The following is a 19,769-nucleotide window of genomic DNA, read 5'->3' as shown; positions in this document are numbered from 1 at the left end:
CTAATAGCTAGTAACTCTAAGATTCTAGCTTATCCAAGCTGTCATCAAGAGTTTCTACGCTTTAGATAAATTCGACTAAAATTCAGAGTTCGCATTACCTCTCTCTGAATTAAGTCTCATTTTATATACATAAGAATAATAGCGTTAAAAAGCTTTTTCTTATTTTTATAAGGAATACAATCTCACTATGTTCAATTGCATAAGTTCAAGATACCAAATTGAAAATTTGAACTTTCACTTAAAACATAGTCATTATTATAAATATTTTAAATACCACTCAGACAGTATTTACTCATATTTAACATATTGTCTACATATTTCTTGTTTGTTTATTATTAATTTTTTATAATAAAAATATAAAACTTTAAACCAATATCTTAATTCACTATTAATTATTGGACATACTTCTACACCATATTAATTAGCCTTAATATGCTTTTTATAAACCATATTAAAAGTGCATGAAAATATCTATTTAAATAACAGGAAAATTTATTTTAAACTTAAAGAAAAGAGATGTTTAATATGAAAAGAAAACTAATAATAAGTGTAATAATAGGAACTTTAATAGCATCAAGTGTTGTTTTGACTGGATGTGGAAATTCAAATAATACAGAAGCTAATACTAAAACTTCTCAATCAGTAAGTCAGGCTGATTCTAATTCAACTGAAAACAAAGACAATGCTAATGCTATAGAGGCCTCACAAAATAAAGATAATAACACTGAAGAAAATAATTCTTCTAACAAAGAAGCTTCAAATTCTGATAAAAATTCAGAAAAGTCTACTGAAACAAAAGATTCTCAAAATGCTAAATCCAATGCTTCAAGTAGTAAAGATTCTAATAATAATAATAATAATAATAATTTATCTAATAGTTCAGATAAGAAAGATAGTAACTCTAACTCTTCTCAAGAAAATACTGAAGATAATAAATCAAATTCAAATAATAGAGAGGAAAACAAGTCTAAAGTATCATTAAAAGACTTAGCTGATAAAATCGCTGATTTAGAATTAGGTGGAAATGTACAATATATAACCCCAGTAAAGGCAATAGGTTCTGGTGAAAATTTATCTTATGAAGAAGATCCAAATAGTAGTCTTTTCTTCTGTTCTGATACTAAATTTGATAGCAAAAATTTAAAATATGGAACTTTAGTAAATCTCTTTGGTTATAATGAAAAAACAGATACCTATTCATTTATTGTAAGTAGTTATGAGTTTTTAAAAAATGGTGGTAGTGGAACAATAGATCATGGAACAATATCATCAACTGGAAAAATAGAATCTGGAAATTTAAATTAATAATTTATAATACATAAATATCATTATTTTTTCATAAAAAAAGCATTATATGACTTTATGCCATATAATGCTTTTAATATATTTTAATAATTTTGATCATATTGAAGTCTATACCTAAACTTTTCAAGTCTATAATGTCCTTCTTTGTCCAATTCTTTAAGATTATATTTGTGATCATATCCCATCTTTTTATAAAAATCGCATGCTGTAATTGATGCTGGAACTTCAATTCTTCTCGCTCTTAAGAAATATTCATCCTTTTCTAAAGTCTCTATAATTTTTCTACCTATTCCTTTACCATGTAATTCAGGTAAAACAAAAATAGTTAATAATATGCTTTCATCATCTTTTCCCCAAAAACTTGAAATTGCACCACAACCAACTATTTTATTTTTTAAAACAGCAACATACATATGTGAATTCTTTGCTATATGCAAAATTTTATTTTCATTATAATGAGAAGCTAGCTTTTTGATACTTTCTTCGGAATAATCCTTTATATTAACTTCTAAAAAATTTCTTTCAATCAGTTTAGAAACTTCACTTCCATCTTTTGGCTCAAATCTACGTATTTTTAAATCATCCATTAAACAATTCACCCTACTTCCTAACTTAATCTTCCCCTATAAAAAAAATATATTAATTGGGTTTCTTTTTTAGGCTAACTCTATTTCAATCCTAAAATAAAAACTCTCCTAAAAATCACATTAAATAAACTTACTTGAAAGTTTCAAAATGAACTCTTGTTTCTAACAAATTCTCATCACTGCTTACTCTTAAAGGTTGATCTGGATATCCAATTGATATGATTGAATCAATAGCATATTCAGATGGTATATTTAAAAGTGCTTTTATGTAATCCTCAGTTGAAGTATTTTCATCAAATTCTCTTTCTCTAACCTGAATCCAACAAGATCCTAATCCTAAAAAGTGACTTTCAAGTTGAATTAAAGTAGCTGTTATAGCAGCGTCCTCTATCCATACATCTGGTGTAATCTTTGTATTAGCCATTACAACAATTGCTAAATTTGCATTTTTCACAAAAATACTCTCATTCCTAGTTCTGCATTTAGAAAGCTTTTCTAGTACTTCTTTGTTCTTAACAACTAAAAGTTCACAAGGCTTTCTATTTTTAGATGAAGGTGCTAAAAGCCCAGCTTTTAAAATTGATTCTATTTTTTCTTTTTCTACCTCAATATTCTTATACTTTCTCACACTTCTTCTTGTTTTTAATAATTCAAGCATACTTATTCCCCCTAAAAATTCTCTATTCCTATATTTTATTAATTAACTTTACAATTTAAATATTCTTCTTTAGATAAATTATAATAAAGAGCTTTAACTTTTCTTTGATCTAAAAGCTCTAAGACTTTTTCTTTAGTGAATTTATACTTAAATCCACTCTTTTCACAAACTCTTTTTGAATTTAAATTTTCTTCATAATGACAACACCAAATCAAGTCTAAATTTAAGTTATTAAATCCATAATCTATTAATACCTTAACAGCCTCTGGCATTATTCCTTGTCCCCAATATTTAGGATTTAAAACATATCCAACTTCTCTTTGGTTTAATGCATCTAGTCTCTCATCTGATTTTCTATGATGAAGTCCTATACTACCTATGACCTTATTTTCATTTTTTAATTCAATAGCATATACTTCTTCGCTTTTAATAAAATGTTCTAATATTAATTTACTATCTTCTATGCTCTTATGAACTGGCCATCCTGCATTTGGACCAACAAGCTCGCTACTTGCATATTCATACAAATCATTTAAATCATTTTCTTTCCACGACCTTAAAATTAACCGACTGCTTTCTAATAAATTCATAAAATATCCCCCTCTTTTATGATAGACCTTATTATACACCTTTTCTCTTTCTTGTAAACATTATGAAACTAATAATTTTATGCTACAACTCAAGTATACATGCTAAATTCATTAACACACCTTATCAACAATAATAATTTATTTATTCAAAGCTCTTTTGATAAAAATCTTTATAATATTTAAAGCAGTATTTTATTTTTTAATATATATTAAGTTCAATAGATTTTATTTACAAATTTAATCTTTTCTTAATTTCCAAACCCTATTTTTCTGTTAAAATTTATCAAAAGATACTTAAAAAGGAGGTTTAATTATGAAAGTTTTAATTTTTTATGCCCAAACTGGCGGTGGACATTTATCAGCCTGTAAATCATTAGAAGAAAGTTTACATTCTATGAAAATACCTGTAATAAGTTTAGATTCCTTAGAGTTTGCAGGTCATCTTGTTTCTAAGGAAATATGTTCTGCTTATACTTATATAGTTAAATCTGTTCCTGAATTATTTGGAGCACTCTATAATGCCGGTGAAAAGATTAGTGATTCCAATAAAAAATCCATAATATATAAGCTAAATTCTTTTTACGCTGATAATATATTAACTGTTTTAGAAGAAGAACAACCAGATATAATAATATCAACACATATTTTTGCAACTCAAAGCCTTAGCTACTTAAAACAAAAAAATAAAATAAATGCCTTAACAGCTTCAATTGTAACTGACTACACTTGTGCACCTTTCTGGGAAGAAACAAATTTAGACTATTATTTTTTACCTCATAAAGATTTAATAAAAGAATTTGAAGATAAGGGATTAGAGGCTTCGAAACTAGTATCTTTTGGATTGCCTATTGACTCTAAATTTAAAGTTCATACTTCAAAAAAAATAGCTAAAATAAATCTGGGACTTGAAAAAGATAGACCTCATATTTTGATAATGGGTGGCAGTATGGGGGCTGGCTCAGTTAAAGATACTACTCTTTATATTAATAAACATCTTAAAGAATGTAATATAACAACTATATGCGGAAACAATAAAAGTTTATACAATGATTTTTCTGAAATAGGAAATTTAAGTAATAGAATTAATGTTCTTAAATTTACAGATAAGATGAATGAACTAATGGACTCTGCTGACATTTTAATTACTAAACCTGGTGGATTAACTTCTACAGAAGCTATAAATAAATCATTACCTATAATAATGATAAACCCAATACCAGGAGTTGAAAGTGCAAACTATGATTTTTTCAACAAGCATAAATTAGGAATTAAATCTCATTCACTTCATGAAACACTACTTATTTGTGAAAAACTTATTACAAATAAAAAATTCTATAATGAAATTGTCTCATCTCAAAAGCTAAATTCTAATATAAATGCCGCAGACGATATATGTAAGTTTTTAATAAATGAGTATTATAAAAGAAAAGAGAAAAACTTAAATAATAAACTTTGACTACACAAAAAAATTGTTGTAAACTTATAAATAAAATCTAAGAATACGGGTGGTTCTATTGGCACTTATTATTATAGGAATATATATATTAATAAATATAATTCTACTTCATAGAACAAAAAAAATTAGAAAAGGGAAAAAAACAGTTACAATAAAGATAGTTAGTCTTGTTTCAATTATAATGTTTTTATTGTCTCTACTAATACTTTTATTTGGTGCTATGTCTTATTTACATGGTAAAACTCCAATAAATATAGTAGTAACAGTAATCTACTGCCTTATTCTAATTTTTATATCTTATAAATTCATATGTTTTTATATAGTAGATGACGCTATAATCTATGGTTATAATTACTATATGTTTAAAGATATACACAAGATAGAAATTAGAAAAATAAAAAACAAATTTCTCGTAACAATATACATAAAAGGAGCCACTATATTATATTTTAAATTAGACTATTTAAAAAAGAAAACACTATTAAATGCTCTTCATGGTAAGGTTCTATGTATAAATTTATAAATAAAGCCTATATAAACATACTAAAATTTAATATGTTTATATAGACTTTTTTATTTTTAGTTTACTCCTAAACTTACATTATAGAATTTTAATTTAGGTTCAATAAATTTTTCTTCTATAATATTGTAATTACAAAAATAATATAAAAATCTTGCTAATTGAATCTCTGCTATATTAAGCGCCTTAATAGCAGCTAATGCTTGTTCTCTTGTATCATCCTTAAAAGCATCATGAATTAATTCTTTTGCATACTCTGAACTTTCATTGCCTAAATACTTGCAATATTCATCAAAGCTAAAGTTACTATTTTTATAATATATATCTAAAACCCTCTGTTTGTCATCTTCCTTAAATACTTTATCACCTTCATCTTTTAGTATATATGAAAAAATTTCTCCATGAGTAGGCACCCCTTTTAAAAGTATATTCTCATCCTTATCTTTATTTTTGTCTAAAAGAAGAGTTACATCTTTATCACCCTTTATCCAATCTTGAGCAAGATTTTCAAATCTACGATGATTAGAGAAATATCCTTTTCCTATCCTATTTATATCAAATTTTTTTAATATGCTCATTATTTTATCATTGGGTCTCGCAATATGATGTGTTACATGATGAGGTTCACTCATATCAGCTAAATAATGACAAGCAAAACTTAAATACTTCATGCACTTTCTTCTCTTCCCCATATCTCTATATTTTAGAGCTTTTCTACCAAAGAATATAAACTTACACATTGCAGTTTTCCCTTTGCCAATTCTTCCGAAATAATTATCCTTGTGCTCTCCATGATAGAAATGGAAGGAGAATAAAGTCAGTGCTGATCTAATCATTATATCTGGTTTTCTAGAATATGATGGCCTAATCCAGCCAAAACTTTTGCTAACATTATAGTTTAGCTCAAGTATATCCATACACCATTTAAGAGATTTAGAAAAACTCTCATTATTAAGATATAAATTATTATCATTAATTACCATTCTATTTGCTTGTTCTAATAACATATCATGGGTGTTAGATTTTTTAAAAGATTTTTTCATAACTTTAGGCATTTTCTTTACTATCTTTTTCATGTTATCCATTACTGTCACCTCCCATCTTAATGTAATTATATCACTGTGAATCAAAAAAATTTAACGTTAAAAAAGGTAGTAAGGCTCAAATTTAAGCCTTTACTACCTATTTAAAAAGATTATCTATTTCCCTTGCAGGTTATTTCTTTCAACAAATCTTCTTATTCTTTTTATAGCTTCCATAATATCTTCCATTGAAGCTGCATAACACGCTCTTATGAAACCTTCCCCACATTCTCCAAAAGCGTTTCCTGGAACGGCTAGTACTTTCTCCTCAAGAAGAAGTTTTTCACAAAACTCATCGGAACTCATTCCAGTGGATTTTATACATGGAAAAACATATAAAGCTCCTAGTGGCTCAAAGCAATCTAAGCCCATACTTCTAAAACCTTCAACTAAAACTCTTCTTCTTCTGTTATACTCTCTTGCCATCTCAGCTACGCTTTCATCACCATTTTTAAGAGCCTCAATAGCAGCATACTGTGCTGTTGTTGGTGAACACATTATTGCATATTGATGTATTTTTTTCATAGCATCAATTAAAATCTTATGAGCACAAACATATCCAAGTCTCCACCCTGTCATAGCATAGGCCTTAGAAAAACCATTTATAACAATAGTTTTTTCCTTAATTTCTGGGAAACTAGCTATAGAAACATGATCTTCATCATATGATAATTCTGCATATATTTCGTCTGAAATAATTATTACATCCTTATTTTTTAGAACTTCAACAATGGCAGCAAGCTCTTCCCTATTCATTATTGCCCCTGTTGGATTGTTAGGGAATGGCACTATTACAACCTTTGTCTTCTCTGTTATAGCCTCTTCTAAAAGTTCTGGAGTTAACTTAAAATCATCCTCCGCTCTTAAATTTATTGTTTTAGCAGTTGCTCCTGTAAAAGCTGTACATCCCTTATATGCTACAAAGCTTGGTTCAGGTATTATAACCTCATCCCCAGGTCCCACTAAAGCTCTAAGAGCCAAATCTATACCCTCACTTCCTCCAACAGTAACAAGAATTTCATCTTTTGGATTGTATTTAAGTGAAAATCTTCTATGTAAATACTTTGCTATTTCTTCCCTTAATTCTATGAAACCAGCATTTGATGAATAATGAGTATGGCCTTGCTCTAGAGAATATATTCCTGCTTCTCTAATATTCCAAGGAGTTACAAAATCAGGTTCCCCAACTCCTAAAGAAATAACACCCTCCATTTCATTTATTAAATCAAAATATTTTCTAATACCTGAAGGCGGCATATTTTTTACATTATCTAATATCATATTCTCTAGCATCATATAAATAACATCTCCCTATCATCTGTTTTCTTCTCTCTAAATATTGTTCCATGCTCTTTATATTTCTTAAGTACAAAGTGAGTTGCTGTTCCTGTTACATATTCTTGAATTGCAAGTTTATCTGAAACAAACATTGCAACCTCCCTCATAGTTTTTCCCTCAACAATAACAGTTAAATCAAATCCACCTGAAGACATTAAATAGCATGCTTTAACTTGCGAAAATTGGTATATTCTCTCTGCAACTTTATCAAATCCAACACCTCTTTGAGGAGTTATTTGAACCTCTATTAAGGCTGTAACTGTTTCTCGCCCAGTATTCTCCCAATTTACAAGTGTAGTATATCCTGCAATTATACTTCTTTCTTCAAAGTCTCTTATAGCCTCTCTAACTTCCTCAACTGTTTTGCCTGTCATAATGGCTATTTCTTTGTCTGTGTGTCTACTGTTTTTTTCTAGAACTTCTAAAATCTCTTCCATGACAAAATGCCCCCTTTATTATTGTTTATTATTATTTAAACTATTTTTCATTTTTAACTAATCTCAAATAAAATTAAGTAGTTCTTGAAGTCTAACTAAAAAATTAATAAACTAAAAATATTTTAAAACAAATAAAAAAGTTCCCTCATCCCTAAAAAGGGACGAAGGAACTACTTCGCGGTACCACCCTAATAAGTAAATTATATTTACTCACCTCAGCTAGAAATCTTTAATAGTATGGTTAAAATTCAATAAATTTATGTTCCAATTATTAATTAATTTCTATCCTCTTTAACGGGAGGAACTCGTCTTAATCTAATTAAAAGTTTAACTCATCCTAAAACTTAAGATAAGTTCACTAAATCTTCTGATTCAACTTTTAGTTCTCAACAAGAAACTCCAAGACTGCTTCAACTAAGCTTTCTTACTAAATTCACACCAAACTTTAGCTCTCTGAAAAGTACACTTAATTTACTCTTTCTTTTCAATGCTTCTAATCTTTTTTCATTTTTCTATATTATATACATAAAATTTATTAAATTCAATATTTTTTTCAATATTTTTTTATAATCTCACATATATATTATTCTTTTCCTCTTAAAATTTTTATTAAAGAAGCCTTCTTACCATAATGTAATGTTCCTTTTTTGTATAATTTACTACTAAAGAACCCAACTAAAATTATAAATCCAACATTAATAATAGTAGTTATTAAAACTTCCATAAAAGTAACTTTTGATAGAACTATTCTCTCAAACATTATTAAAGGTGATGCAAATGGAATATAACTAAACACCTTTGCTAATGTTGATTCAATATTAAACATACAATTCATTGCAAGCAGGAAAACCCCAACAAATATTAAAGTTATTGCACCCATTGATGAATTTACGTCCTGAGCACTTGTAGCAAGTGAAGCTACTGCAGCATATAGCATTGAGAATGTTAAGTATCCTAAAAGGAAGTATGCTACAAAGGCGAAGATTATTCCTGCGTTTAGGTTTAGTGAACTTATAGCATCTAGACTTATTCCCGAAGTCTTAAGCATTATAAGTCCAAAACCTAAAAATACAGCTATCTGTGTAAGTCCTACGGCACATACACCCAATACCTTACCAAAGAAAAGCTCCATAGGTTTAGCCATTGTTATTAATGTCTCCATTATTCTATTACTCTTTTCTTCTATAACTGAGTTAGCAACCATAGAACCAAAGGTAAGAGTTATTATATAGATTCCAAATACAAGTGCATAAACTAAAACCATTCTCTCTTGAGAAGCATTTCCTGTTTGAACTACATCTAGTTGAGCTGGTGTCATTATATTTGCATACTCATCTGGAGTTAAATTAAATTTCTTTATTGAGAACATAAACTTAGTGTCATTTAAAATTGTATTAACCTTCTTCATTAAAGAATCACTAGGTAACTCATTTACATATAATTTTCCTGTGACTTCTTGTCCTGTTGAAATTTCAAGTAAAGCCTTATAATCTGACTTTCCATTTTCAATTTCATTCTTAACTTTATCTATTTCTCCACTATTGCTAGTTAAGGTAATTTCATAATTATCATCATTCAACCTATCTAAGGTGTCTTTATTTAAGAAACTGTTATTTGCTTCTGTACTTACCATTATTAATTCTTTGGATCCCTCACCTTTAAATAAACCTACTATCTTATCCATGTTAAAAAATCCAAGCATTAATATTAAAGTAATTATTGTTGATATTATAAGTCCTTTATTTTTAATGGTCTCTTTATAGGTAAAACTAAAAATACTCCAAAACTTTTTCATATTAATCACCTAACCTTTCTATGAAAATATCATTTAAAGACGGCCTTTCAAAATAAAAACCTCTTATATCTAAATTTGTGTTAGTGATTTTTCTTAAAAGTTCTTTTCCTTTTTCTAAATCTTTAAGGTTTATTCTATAGCTTCCTTTTTTAAATTCTAAAGAATCAAATCCTAACTCTTTTAAGAAGTCTTGAAGCTCTTTTTCTCCTTCTACTACAAGACCTTTAATTCCATATTCTTCTTTTATCTTATTAAGATTTCCTTGAAGTATTGTTTCACCTTTTTTAAGCATTATGATATCATCACAAAACTCTTCAACATCTGCCATTCTGTGGCTACTAAAAATTAAAGTTTTTCCTTCAGCTAATAATTCTCTTATTACATTTTTAAATAATTCTACATTTACAGGATCTAATCCACTAAATGGTTCATCTAATATTATCACCTCAGGATTATGCATTACTGCAACTATTAATTGTATCTTCTGTTTATTTCCTTTTGATAATGTTTCGACTTTTTTATTTAAGTAATCACTGATTTCAAATTTTTCAAGCCAATGCTCTATGCTTTTTAAAGCATCATTTTTCTTCATTCCATAAAGTGAAGCAAAATACATAAGTTGACTTTTTACTGTGTACTTAAGATAAAGACCTCTTTCCTCTGGTAAATAGCCAAAAGCATTTTGATCAAAGCTTAATTTTTTGTTATCAACCAAAACTTTTCCTGTATCACTTGGAAGTATGCCAAGCAATATTCTTATTGCAGTAGTTTTCCCAGCTCCATTCCTTCCTAGTAGACCTAAAGCCTTTCCTTTTTCAATTACAAAACTTAAATCTTTTAATGCTTGTACTTCACCAAAGGTTTTGCTTATACTTTGAGCCTCAACTCTCACTTGAAGTCCCCCTTTTTATTAAAATAATCTGTTAAAATTTAGTATCACTTAAAATATTACCATTTTTTCTGTTTTTTTGAAATACATTTACACCTTAATATTTACTTAAAAACTAAAATCAGTAAGAATGTACTTTCCTAATTTGTGTTACAATTTCAATATAAAGTATTTAAAATAACTATTTATATGGAGATTATTATGAAAGAAATATTAGTTAAAACAGATAACCATAAGAAAATTTACACTAGATTTTATAAAACAAAAAATGATAACAGAGCATTATTATTCTTACACGGTGGTCCTGGAGCAAGTTGCATAACATTTCAGTATATGGCAACACAATTATCAGAATACATAAATGTAATCTTAATAGATCAAAGAGGCGTTTTACGTTCCGATAAACTTGAATCTAATGACGAATGTACTATAGATATGTTAGTTGATGATTGTGAAACTATAAGAAATTTTTTTAATATAGATAAGCTCATTTTACTTGGTCATTCCTTTGGTGGATTTATCTCATTACTATATGCAAGTAAATATCCTAATTTAGTAGAAAAAGTTATTTTTGAAAATCCAACTTTTAGCTTTAAAGATTCAATGCAATCACTTCAAGCTAAAGTACTTAATTATCTAAAAAAAGAAAATAAATTTAAGCTTATCAATAAACTTAATATCGAGATTACTGACATACAAACTACTAAAAGCTTTATTTCCACTTTATTAGAAATGCCTGAAGAAATTAAAACTAAAATTTATAATACAAAACCTTTTGATGAATATTCTGAAGAGCAAAAAGAAAATTTAAATGCTAAAGTTGATATTGAAGAAAGATGGCAATATTGTATTACTCATTTTCAAAAAGTTATGGAAGATAAAAATGCGTATGACAATTTAATTGGACTAATTCCTAAATTAAATTGTGAAACTCTTTTATTATGTGGAGAATTTGATCCTATATTGAGCAATAACTTTAAGGAATATTATAAAAGAAATTCATTAAAAGGTAATTTGGTTATAATAAAAAATTGTGGTCATTTTATTCATACCGATTCACCTGATGAATACTTGAAAAATATTATAAAATTCATAAAAAAATAAAAGGTCTTAATTGACCTTTTATTTGATAATATTAAAAATTTCTTTTTCTATTTCTTTATCGTACTTATTACTTCTCAAATCATTTACGAAATTTTCTTTTTCTTCTAGATTATTGTTTATTTTCTCATCTAAAACTTTTGGAAACTCTATATAACTTTTTACTACTTGTCCATTTTCTATTTTTAAAATTGAAGGTACCCTTCCAGCACCTGTTAATTCCTCTAAAATCTCCTCATTTCCTTCTCTATCCCAAAACTTTATGTTTATATTCTTATTGTTTTCACTTAACTTAATTAAAAAAGGAATTGCTGAGGCTGCATCTTTACATCTAGTTATTGAAAATACAGCTATATCAACTTTATTTTCAATACTATTTATCTCATTAATTTTTTCTTCGCTAACTACAGCTCTATTAAAAAATTCTTCAATCATTTCTCTTTCTTCATCTGTAGCGGTTTTTAAATATTCCTCATAAGTTAATCCATTTTTCATATCTAACATATAATTTTCTCCTTCACTAGTCATCTTTAACTATATTGTATCTTTTCTAATCACTAATTTATATAGTAAATATCCTAATAACACTCCAATTATACTTATAATCCAATAATCTATTCCGATATAAATTACTGGAACTAAAATTCTTCCAAAATTTAATATAAATTCAATTATAGGTATTATAAAATAAACCAAACTTCCAATTGCTATACATCCTATTATATTATTGAATTTTTCTTTTAAAAATATAGGATAGAATCCTAATGGCATAAATAAAATCACTCTAATTATTAAACCCTTTAAAATAAATACTGGAGTAATTCCATTATTTATATTTTTTATAAAACTATAAAAAGGAATTAAATCATATTCAAAATTTATATTACTAATCCCTTCGATTGCTATAGGGAAAACATACCAACCAATCAAAAAAATAAAATAAGTGGAAAATAAAAATTTATATATTTCCTTCCTCCAATTTATATAATAATTAATTCCTCTATTTTTGTAATAAATTAAAACTCCTCCTCTAATTCCTATATACATTGGTATAGCTACTATAAGTAAAGCAGGTAATCTTATAAAATCGAACCTCATTATTGTTAAATAAATAAAGAATGCTGAAAGTATTATTAAAGAAGTTACTACTGTATATATAAGAGGTCTTATCCCCTTTTCCACAACAGTTTCTAATTCTTCTCTAATTTCACTAACCTCACCAAATCTTTCTAATGCAATTTTAATACTTTCTTTTTCATCATATCCATTACTTTTTAAGTCTTCTACAGTTTCTATTAAATGAGTTCTCATTACTTCTTTAATTTCTAAATTTTCTTTTGAATTTTTATCAAAATTTTTATATAAGGAATTAATATAACTATCTATCTCCCTCATTCTCTTCTCCCCCTAAAAATATATTCATAACACTTCTTAAAAACTTCCATTCTATTCTTTTTTCTTGAACATAATCAATTCCATCATCAGTTATTTTAAAATACTTTCTTCTTCCGCCTCCACTTTTACAATCTCCCCAATACGAAATTACAAAGCCGGATTTTTCGAGCCTTTTTAAAACAACATATAAAGTTCCATCTTTTACTTCAAAAGCTTCCTTACTATATTCCCTAATTAATTTTGAAATTTCATATCCATATAAATCTCTTTCTTGTAAAAGTGATAATATTATACTTTCTATATGACCTTTTATGATCTCTTTGTTTAATTCCAATATTATCTCCTCCTGTAAATAATTATAACATAAAGTACTCTATAGTATAGAGTACTTTATAGTATATTAATAAATAAAAAACTAAATCAGTATTTTATACCAATTTAGCCTTTAAATTAAATCCTATCTTACATTCTCTATCTTTACATATTTGAATCCATTATTTTCATAAAGCTTTAATGTCTTTTCATTCCATTTAGCTACATGTAAAGTTATCTTTTCTACCTTTAAATTTTGCATTTTATTAATTGCATAGAGCAATAACTTTTTACCCTATCCTTTTCCTTGATATTTTTTATTTACTATTAAATCATCTATTTCATTATCTAAAATTGCAATTGATCCAATTAATTCATTATTTTCTTTTAAAATGAATATTCTTTCTTTTTTATATTTTAATTCTTCTATTGAAGAGTAAAAATAATATGGCTTTATATCCAGAGCTTTTCTCATATCATAAAAACATTCATTATATATATTTTTATATTCTTCAAAGTATTCTTCTCTAAAAGTAATTAACTCTATATCTGACTGAACTTTTCCACCAATATACTCCATCTCATAAGCTATAATTTCCATTTATCTCTCAACTTCCTTATCTTAAAATTTAACTTAAAAACCTAATTATAAAAAAGAGCTATATCATAACTCAGCAATAAAACTTACAAATAGTAAGTTTTTGAGTTCTTTTGATACAACTCCTTCTTGATATTAATTATTAACTTTATTTAATTTTAAACTCTTTTCTAACTTTCTAAGAGTTATTTGATGAAGATAATATCTATACATCTGAATTATTTCTAAATGGTTATATTCATTTAATTCATCAATTATATTTTTATTATTACCATTAAAAAGTAAGCCTAAGGAATATCTTAGATAAACGTTACAATAAACTTCAAAGTATATAAATTCATATTTGTATTTTTGCTCATCATAATCATACTTAGGGTCTCTACATAGAACCTTTGCCTCTTCTGAAAGATTCGACCATATTTTCACAAATTCATTGTAATCCTCTGGAAACTTTTTTTCTCTAAAAAACCCCTGAAGCTTTTTTTCAGCTAATTCTCTTAAACACTTTAAATGTCTAACCTCTCCATATAAATTTTTTGAAACAGACATTCTAAGCTTTAATGTTTCCTTTAAATTTCCTTGAATTTGATCATCTGTAGTTGCAAGAATATTTTTTATTATTCTCTGTAAGTTTTCTACTCTCTCTTCCATAACCATAATCCCCTTTTACCCTTATAATAAAATTTATATTTAACTTTCATATTCATTACCCTCTTAGAAATATAAAAGTTATAAGCTAATAAATAAAAGGCTATGTTTCAAAATAATGTTTGTTATAGCTAGATACAAAATGCTAGCTAAAAATCAACATTCATATAAAACGAAGCCAGAAAATATTTTACTTTAAACTATTCTAAATTCTCTCTCTTCTCAGTAGAATTTCTAAATAAAGTTTTTAAACTCTCTTGATCATTACAGCATAAGGCCCTTTTTATCTTGTCTAACTCTCTTTGAAAGGATTCTATTCTATTTATTAAATTTTCTTTATTTCCTAAAAATAACTGACTCCATAATTCTTCATTTATCTTTGCTATTCTAGTCAACTCCCTATAACTATCACCTACAAACTTTCCTGTATCCACGGCTAAATTATCACTATTAACTAAAGATACTGCAATAGCATGTGGCAATTGACTTGTAAAAGAAATTATCTCATCATGCTCCTTTGGACTTACTCTTTTAACATTGGAAAATCCCATCTTAAAAGCTAATTCTTCAATTAACTTTATGTTTTCTTCTTTATTCTGCTCCAAAGGAGTTATTATAAAATTAGCATTTTTAAAAACCTCTGATGAAGCATACTCTAGACCTCTTTTTTCTCTTCCTGCCATAGGATGAGAGAATACAAAATCAACCCCATCTGGTAAGATAGCTAGTACATTTTGAATAAAACACTCCTTGATTCCAGTAACATCAGTAATAACTAAACCCTTTTTAAATTCATCTTTATAAATATCTATAAAGTTTATAATGTCTTCTGGATAAATACAAAGAACAAGTAGATCCGTATTTCTGATTATTTTTTTTGATTCCTCGGATTTAAATAAGGCTCCCTCTTTAATAATACAAAGTTCCTTAGTTTTGTTTAGGTAATCTAAATTTATATCAATCCCACAAACTTCAAAACCTTTACAATCCCTTAATGACAAAGCATATGAACCTCCAATAACTCCAAGTCCAACTATTGTTATCCTCATATATATCTTGCTTTAATGCATAAAACTAATTTTTTATCATTCTCAATTAAAAATTTAATTAATGAACCTAAAATTTAAAATACTTATTTTTAACCTAAGATAAAAACATTAATATGCCCAGTTCCTAATGCATTAAGACAATAGCCCACCCCCAATTAAAATACTACTTATAAAAAACCTGAGTAAATTTAAATTACAAATTTATATCCCCCCCAAATAAATATGTAATAAAAATAATAATATTTAAAATGCTACTAAAATAAAAGTTTATAAAATTTATGGATTTTATATAGTTACTTAGAGAATATAAATACTTGTAAAACCTAATTAGTTATTTTATGCCTAACAGCATGTAAAACCTAAATTTCCTCATATAAGCTATATTAAAATCCATAACTTTATAATATAATGATACCTCTTTCACCTTAAATATTCCTTCTAATTTCTTTAACTTACTGTAAACTTATTCTGAATCTAGCTATAACTAAGTTTTTAATACTATAATTAATCTCAAAATTCATATTCTAGCAAAATTTTGTTTCCATAAAAAAGGTACCTCCTATAATAAGGATTGTACCTTTTAATAAGTAATACTTCTTTATTCTTTAATTAATCTATTTAATATTAAAAATACATCTCTTTCCATAAGTTTGATAACATTGATTACATGACACACACTTAGGTTTCTTTAAATCTCCTGAAGACCATTTATTTATTAAATCAGGCTCTGCTGTTAAAGGTCTTGAAAGTGAAAAATATTCTATATTTGTATTATTTAACAACTCCTCCATAACTTCAAAGTGCCTATTACCACCTGATAAAATTACAGGTTTGTTTATTCTTTCAGCTAACTTTATAGCATATTCCTTAAAATAAGATTCTCTTTCCTTTGAAATAGCTACTTTAGTTCTTGCTGGTCCTAAGTTATTTTTCATAACCTCTTCTATAGATTCATTTCCTCCAGTAACCTCAATAGCATTAATTCCTAATTTAGCTAATTTTTCAGCTACATATAGACTGTCCTCTATAGTTAATCCCCCCTCCTTTACATAATCTGAAGAATTTAATTTTATTAAAATTGGGAAATTATCTCCAACTTTTTCTCTCATAGCCTTAAATATTTCAAAAACAAATCTTCCTCTATTTTCTATACTTCCACCATATTCATCTGTTCTTTTATTATAGTAAGGAGATAAGAATTGACTTACTAAATATCCATGTCCTCCATGTATCTCAACTCCATCAAATCCTGATTTTTTGACTCTTAAAGCTGCTTCTGCATATGCATTAACTAAATACTTTATATCTTCTTTAGTCATTTCTTTTGATAAAGTTCCTGTAACTTCATTTCTAGTAGTAGAAGGTCCCCATATAACTCTTCCTCCTACATTAAATTCAGTCATAAATCCACCGTACACTATTTGCATTATTATATTAGATCCAAGTCTATGAATTTTATCTGTAAATTCCTTATATTCTGGTATAAAAGAATCATCATATATTCCCATCATTCTTGGATTTGGCTGTTCATTCTCTGTTACAAAAGCATATCCTGTTACTATTGTCCCTACTCCACCTCTAGCCAATTCTTCATATACTTCTGATAATTCATTTGTCATATGACCTTTCTCATCAGCTAAAGCTGTCCATAATGCTCCCCTTAAAAATCTATTTTTCATGTTAATTGTTCCTAAGTTAGTTTTGTCAAATAATGTTTTCATACTTTCCTCCTAAAAATAAAACTAAATTTTATTTTTTATATTAATAAACTCAGTTTTTCTTTTATGAGAATCATATTTTATAAGCTTATAAATTTTTTCCTCACTCTATGAACATAGTATATAAAATTAATATTATTTATGTAAGTACGCACTTTTTAGTAAGTGGCCTTTTATATTTATTTGAGTTATAAAAATCATTAATATATAATGTTATCATTAGATTTTAAAATAGAAACAAATTTTGGAGATGATAACTTTGTTGAAATATAAAGATAAAAATTATGTCTGCCTATTAGATTTAGCAATGGAACTTATACGCGGCAAATGGAAGGCAGTTATTTTGTGTCACTTAAATAATGGAGAGAAAAGATTCCTTGAACTTCAGAGAATCACATCTGGAATAAGCCATAAAGTATTAGCTGAAAAACTTAAGGAATTAGAGGAAGATGAACTTGTCAAAAAAATAGTTTACGATGAGAATCCTCCAAGAGTTGAATATTATCTAAGTGAAAAAGGAAAAGAGCTTGCACCTGTCTTGGAATGTTTGGAAAATTGGTCTAGAAAATACTTTGGAAACTTAGAAACTCCTTCAAAGTAAAACTTTGAAGGAGTTTCTTTTTATTTAATATGATTTTTTAATGCATTCATTGCCATAACATATCCATATTCACCAAATCCACTTATTTGACCAATACAAGCTGATGCTGTAACTGACTTATGTCTAAACTCTTCTCTTTTATGAATATTACTTAAATGCACCTCAACTGTTGGTATCTCAACCCCCTTTAAGGCATCATAAATTGCTATACTATAATGAGTGTAGGCACCTGGATTTATGATTATGCCATCATATTTTTCAAAATACGCATTATGAATAAAATTTATTATTTCTCCCTCTATGTTGCTTTGAAAACAACTTATATCTAATCCTAAATTCTTTCCTTCTTCTTTTATATAATTAATAACTTCATTAAAATCTTTAGTACCATAAATATTCTTCTCTCTAACTCCTAAAAGATTTAAATTAGGTCCATTTATAACCATTATTTTCATTATATTTTTTAACTAAATTCCCAAAAACATTTTAAGCATTTAGCTAAAATTCACCTACTTTCTATTTAGAATTTATCCTTATAAATTCACAACTTTTCTAAGTATGTTAGAAATATTACTATATTTTCTTTTCCATAATAAAATTCTTAAGAAATTCATCTTGTCTTTTTACCTGTTGGCTTCTGATTGTTTTATAGCCTTTATTTTCAAAAAATTTCCTAGCTGTTATTGATGCCTCTGTATTTATAATGTTTACCCCTAGTTTTTTAACATGCTTTTCTAAACAATTAACTATCTTAGTAGCAATTCCTTTATTTTGATAATTTTTATGAACATAAAGTCTATCTAAATAACCGCTATCACTAATATCTCCAAATCCAACAATAATATCATTTATACAAGCAACTATAGAAAAATTCTTTATTAATGATTCATTCCAACATTCTAAATCTATATTTTCTGTAGCCCAAACATTTAACTGTGATTCTGTATAGTCTTTCCTATTAACAGTATGAACTGTTTCATAAAATAATTCAGTAATTTCTTTACAATCCTCCGGCCTATATTTTCTAATATGCATAGTAAAATTCTCCAAAATTAATTTTCTTTACTTAAATCAGAAATAGCCTTAACTATACCTCTAACGGCATCTTCAACGCTTCCGTCATTTATGATTTCTATATCATTATACTTTTTGTATAAATCAATTCTTTCTCTGTATAAATTAGTAAGCCTTTCTTTTCCATCCCATAAAAGGGGTCTTCCTTCTGTATCTATATCTTCCATAATTAAATCCAAAGGTCTGTTTATAAATATAGTTATAAACTCTTCAAAATTGCTCATATTCTCTTCCTTTGTGATTACACCGCCACCAGAAGATATAACTACACTTTTTAAAGTTGATAAAAGCTCACAACTTTTACTTTCTAAATCTCTAAAAACCTCTTCTCCTTGATCAAAAAGCTCCTTAATTTCTTTTCCTATACTTTTTTCTATAAATTCATCAATATCTACAAAATTCATTTTTAACGCCTTTGAAAGCTCTCTTCCTATAGTTGTCTTTCCTGATCCAGGCATTCCAATTAAAAGTACTCCTCTTTTTTTCATATCCTAATCCCCTTTTCTCAATGTTTTTCTTTCCCCTAAAATAATATTTTATATTTATAATTAATTTATATCACATTTAACTAATTTTGGGATTTGATTTAACACTTTTTTATTACAAAATTAACCTT

22 protein-coding genes and 1 pseudogene are annotated in these 19,769 nt (G+C 27.0%); 5 read left to right on the top strand and 18 right to left on the bottom strand.

Annotation, left to right across the window (positions count from 1 at the left end):
• The first annotated feature begins 525 nt into the window (after positions 1–525).
• Entirely contained in the window at positions 526–1,305 is a 780-nt protein-coding gene (locus AC2JAQ_RS03465; RefSeq protein ID WP_488457920.1) for a hypothetical protein, read from the top strand.
• Between the two features lie 83 nt (positions 1,306–1,388).
• Here AC2JAQ_RS03465 and AC2JAQ_RS03460 read toward each other — a convergent pair whose 3' ends face one another.
• The 3 genes from AC2JAQ_RS03460 to AC2JAQ_RS03450 form a co-directional block, all read right to left on the bottom strand.
• The gene (locus AC2JAQ_RS03460) at positions 1,389–1,892 is read right to left on the bottom strand and encodes a GNAT family N-acetyltransferase (protein ID WP_488457919.1); all 504 of its coding nucleotides are present in this window, start codon (positions 1,890–1,892) and stop codon (positions 1,389–1,391) included.
• Between the two features lie 130 nt (positions 1,893–2,022).
• Positions 2,023–2,550 (bottom strand): nitroreductase family protein, encoded by a 528-nt coding sequence (locus AC2JAQ_RS03455; protein ID WP_488457918.1) that lies wholly within the window; start codon positions 2,548–2,550, stop codon positions 2,023–2,025.
• 38 nt (positions 2,551–2,588) lie between these two features.
• On the bottom strand, positions 2,589–3,140 hold the full coding sequence (locus tag AC2JAQ_RS03450; RefSeq protein ID WP_488457917.1) for a GNAT family N-acetyltransferase: 552 nt from the start codon (positions 3,138–3,140) through the stop codon (positions 2,589–2,591).
• 313 nt (positions 3,141–3,453) lie between these two features.
• Here AC2JAQ_RS03450 and AC2JAQ_RS03445 point away from each other — a divergent pair, with 313 nt between their 5' ends.
• Both AC2JAQ_RS03445 and AC2JAQ_RS03440 read left to right on the top strand, forming a co-directional pair.
• Complete coding sequence (locus AC2JAQ_RS03445) at positions 3,454–4,596, top strand: MGDG synthase family glycosyltransferase (protein WP_488457916.1); 1,143 nt, start codon at positions 3,454–3,456, stop codon at positions 4,594–4,596.
• A gap of 49 nt (positions 4,597–4,645) precedes the next feature.
• The gene (locus AC2JAQ_RS03440; protein ID WP_488457915.1) at positions 4,646–5,119 is read left to right on the top strand and encodes a hypothetical protein; all 474 of its coding nucleotides are present in this window, start codon (positions 4,646–4,648) and stop codon (positions 5,117–5,119) included.
• A 56-nt stretch (positions 5,120–5,175) separates the two neighbouring features.
• On the opposite strand, the gene AC2JAQ_RS03435 is transcribed toward AC2JAQ_RS03440, so the two are convergent.
• The 5 genes from AC2JAQ_RS03435 to AC2JAQ_RS03415 all read right to left on the bottom strand — a co-directional run bounded on the left by AC2JAQ_RS03435 (position 5,176) and on the right by AC2JAQ_RS03415 (position 10,660).
• Positions 5,176–6,201 carry a phospholipase C/P1 nuclease family protein gene (locus tag AC2JAQ_RS03435; RefSeq protein ID WP_488457914.1) on the bottom strand — a complete coding sequence of 342 codons (1,026 nt, stop codon included), beginning with the start codon at positions 6,199–6,201 and terminating at the stop codon, positions 5,176–5,178.
• A gap of 114 nt (positions 6,202–6,315) precedes the next feature.
• Positions 6,316–7,494, bottom strand: a complete 1,179-nt coding sequence (locus AC2JAQ_RS03430; protein ID WP_488457913.1) for an aminotransferase class I/II-fold pyridoxal phosphate-dependent enzyme — start codon at positions 7,492–7,494, stop codon at positions 6,316–6,318.
• Positions 7,491–7,973: an Lrp/AsnC family transcriptional regulator gene (locus AC2JAQ_RS03425; RefSeq protein ID WP_488457912.1), complete on the bottom strand. Its 483-nt coding sequence runs from the start codon at positions 7,971–7,973 to the stop codon at positions 7,491–7,493. The genes AC2JAQ_RS03430 and AC2JAQ_RS03425 overlap by 4 nt, the downstream gene beginning before the upstream one ends.
• A gap of 583 nt (positions 7,974–8,556) precedes the next feature.
• Complete coding sequence (locus tag AC2JAQ_RS03420; RefSeq protein ID WP_488457911.1) at positions 8,557–9,768, bottom strand: ABC transporter permease; 1,212 nt, start codon at positions 9,766–9,768, stop codon at positions 8,557–8,559.
• Position 9,769: 1 nt separating this feature from the next.
• Positions 9,770–10,660 (bottom strand): ABC transporter ATP-binding protein, encoded by an 891-nt coding sequence (locus tag AC2JAQ_RS03415; protein WP_488457910.1) that lies wholly within the window; start codon positions 10,658–10,660, stop codon positions 9,770–9,772.
• A gap of 198 nt (positions 10,661–10,858) precedes the next feature.
• Here AC2JAQ_RS03415 and AC2JAQ_RS03410 point away from each other — a divergent pair, with 198 nt between their 5' ends.
• On the top strand, positions 10,859–11,761 hold the full coding sequence (locus AC2JAQ_RS03410) for an alpha/beta fold hydrolase (RefSeq protein ID WP_488457909.1): 903 nt from the start codon (positions 10,859–10,861) through the stop codon (positions 11,759–11,761).
• Positions 11,762–11,779: 18 nt separating this feature from the next.
• Here AC2JAQ_RS03410 and AC2JAQ_RS03405 read toward each other — a convergent pair whose 3' ends face one another.
• The 7 genes and pseudogenes from AC2JAQ_RS03405 to AC2JAQ_RS03375 form a co-directional block, all read right to left on the bottom strand.
• A complete protein-coding gene (locus AC2JAQ_RS03405) occupies positions 11,780–12,262 on the bottom strand; it encodes a thioredoxin family protein (protein WP_488457908.1) in 483 nt (160 codons plus the stop codon).
• Between the two features lie 30 nt (positions 12,263–12,292).
• Positions 12,293–13,153, bottom strand: a complete 861-nt coding sequence (locus tag AC2JAQ_RS03400) for a permease prefix domain 1-containing protein (protein ID WP_488457907.1) — start codon at positions 13,151–13,153, stop codon at positions 12,293–12,295.
• A complete protein-coding gene (locus AC2JAQ_RS03395) occupies positions 13,137–13,487 on the bottom strand; it encodes a PadR family transcriptional regulator (protein WP_488457906.1) in 351 nt (116 codons plus the stop codon). The genes AC2JAQ_RS03400 and AC2JAQ_RS03395 overlap by 17 nt, the downstream gene beginning before the upstream one ends.
• A gap of 123 nt (positions 13,488–13,610) precedes the next feature.
• Positions 13,611–14,045 (bottom strand): annotated as a pseudogene (locus tag AC2JAQ_RS03390) (GNAT family N-acetyltransferase).
• Between the two features lie 153 nt (positions 14,046–14,198).
• Positions 14,199–14,714, bottom strand: a complete 516-nt coding sequence (locus AC2JAQ_RS03385) for a hypothetical protein (RefSeq protein ID WP_488457905.1) — start codon at positions 14,712–14,714, stop codon at positions 14,199–14,201.
• 197 nt (positions 14,715–14,911) lie between these two features.
• A complete protein-coding gene (locus AC2JAQ_RS03380; protein ID WP_488457904.1) occupies positions 14,912–15,760 on the bottom strand; it encodes a prephenate dehydrogenase in 849 nt (282 codons plus the stop codon).
• A gap of 614 nt (positions 15,761–16,374) precedes the next feature.
• Positions 16,375–17,481: an NADH:flavin oxidoreductase gene (locus tag AC2JAQ_RS03375; protein WP_488457903.1), complete on the bottom strand. Its 1,107-nt coding sequence runs from the start codon at positions 17,479–17,481 to the stop codon at positions 16,375–16,377.
• A 256-nt stretch (positions 17,482–17,737) separates the two neighbouring features.
• On the opposite strand from AC2JAQ_RS03375, the gene AC2JAQ_RS03370 reads away from it, so the two are divergent.
• Positions 17,738–18,079 (top strand): winged helix-turn-helix transcriptional regulator, encoded by a 342-nt coding sequence (locus AC2JAQ_RS03370; protein ID WP_488457902.1) that lies wholly within the window; start codon positions 17,738–17,740, stop codon positions 18,077–18,079.
• A 20-nt stretch (positions 18,080–18,099) separates the two neighbouring features.
• Here the strand turns inward: AC2JAQ_RS03370 and aroQ are convergent, their stop codons facing one another.
• The 3 genes from aroQ to AC2JAQ_RS03355 form a co-directional block, all read right to left on the bottom strand.
• Positions 18,100–18,534, bottom strand: coding sequence for a type II 3-dehydroquinate dehydratase (gene aroQ / locus AC2JAQ_RS03365; RefSeq protein ID WP_488457901.1), 435 nt, complete (start codon positions 18,532–18,534; stop codon positions 18,100–18,102).
• Between the two features lie 118 nt (positions 18,535–18,652).
• Positions 18,653–19,114, bottom strand: coding sequence for a GNAT family N-acetyltransferase (locus AC2JAQ_RS03360; RefSeq protein WP_488457900.1), 462 nt, complete (start codon positions 19,112–19,114; stop codon positions 18,653–18,655).
• 17 nt (positions 19,115–19,131) lie between these two features.
• Complete coding sequence (locus AC2JAQ_RS03355; RefSeq protein WP_488457899.1) at positions 19,132–19,641, bottom strand: shikimate kinase; 510 nt, start codon at positions 19,639–19,641, stop codon at positions 19,132–19,134.
• Between the last annotated feature and the right edge of the window lie 128 nt (positions 19,642–19,769).

The sequence above is a fragment of the Clostridium sp. LIBA-8553 genome (assembly GCF_057782465.1).
This window is presented reverse-complemented; position numbering and strand designations above follow the sequence as displayed.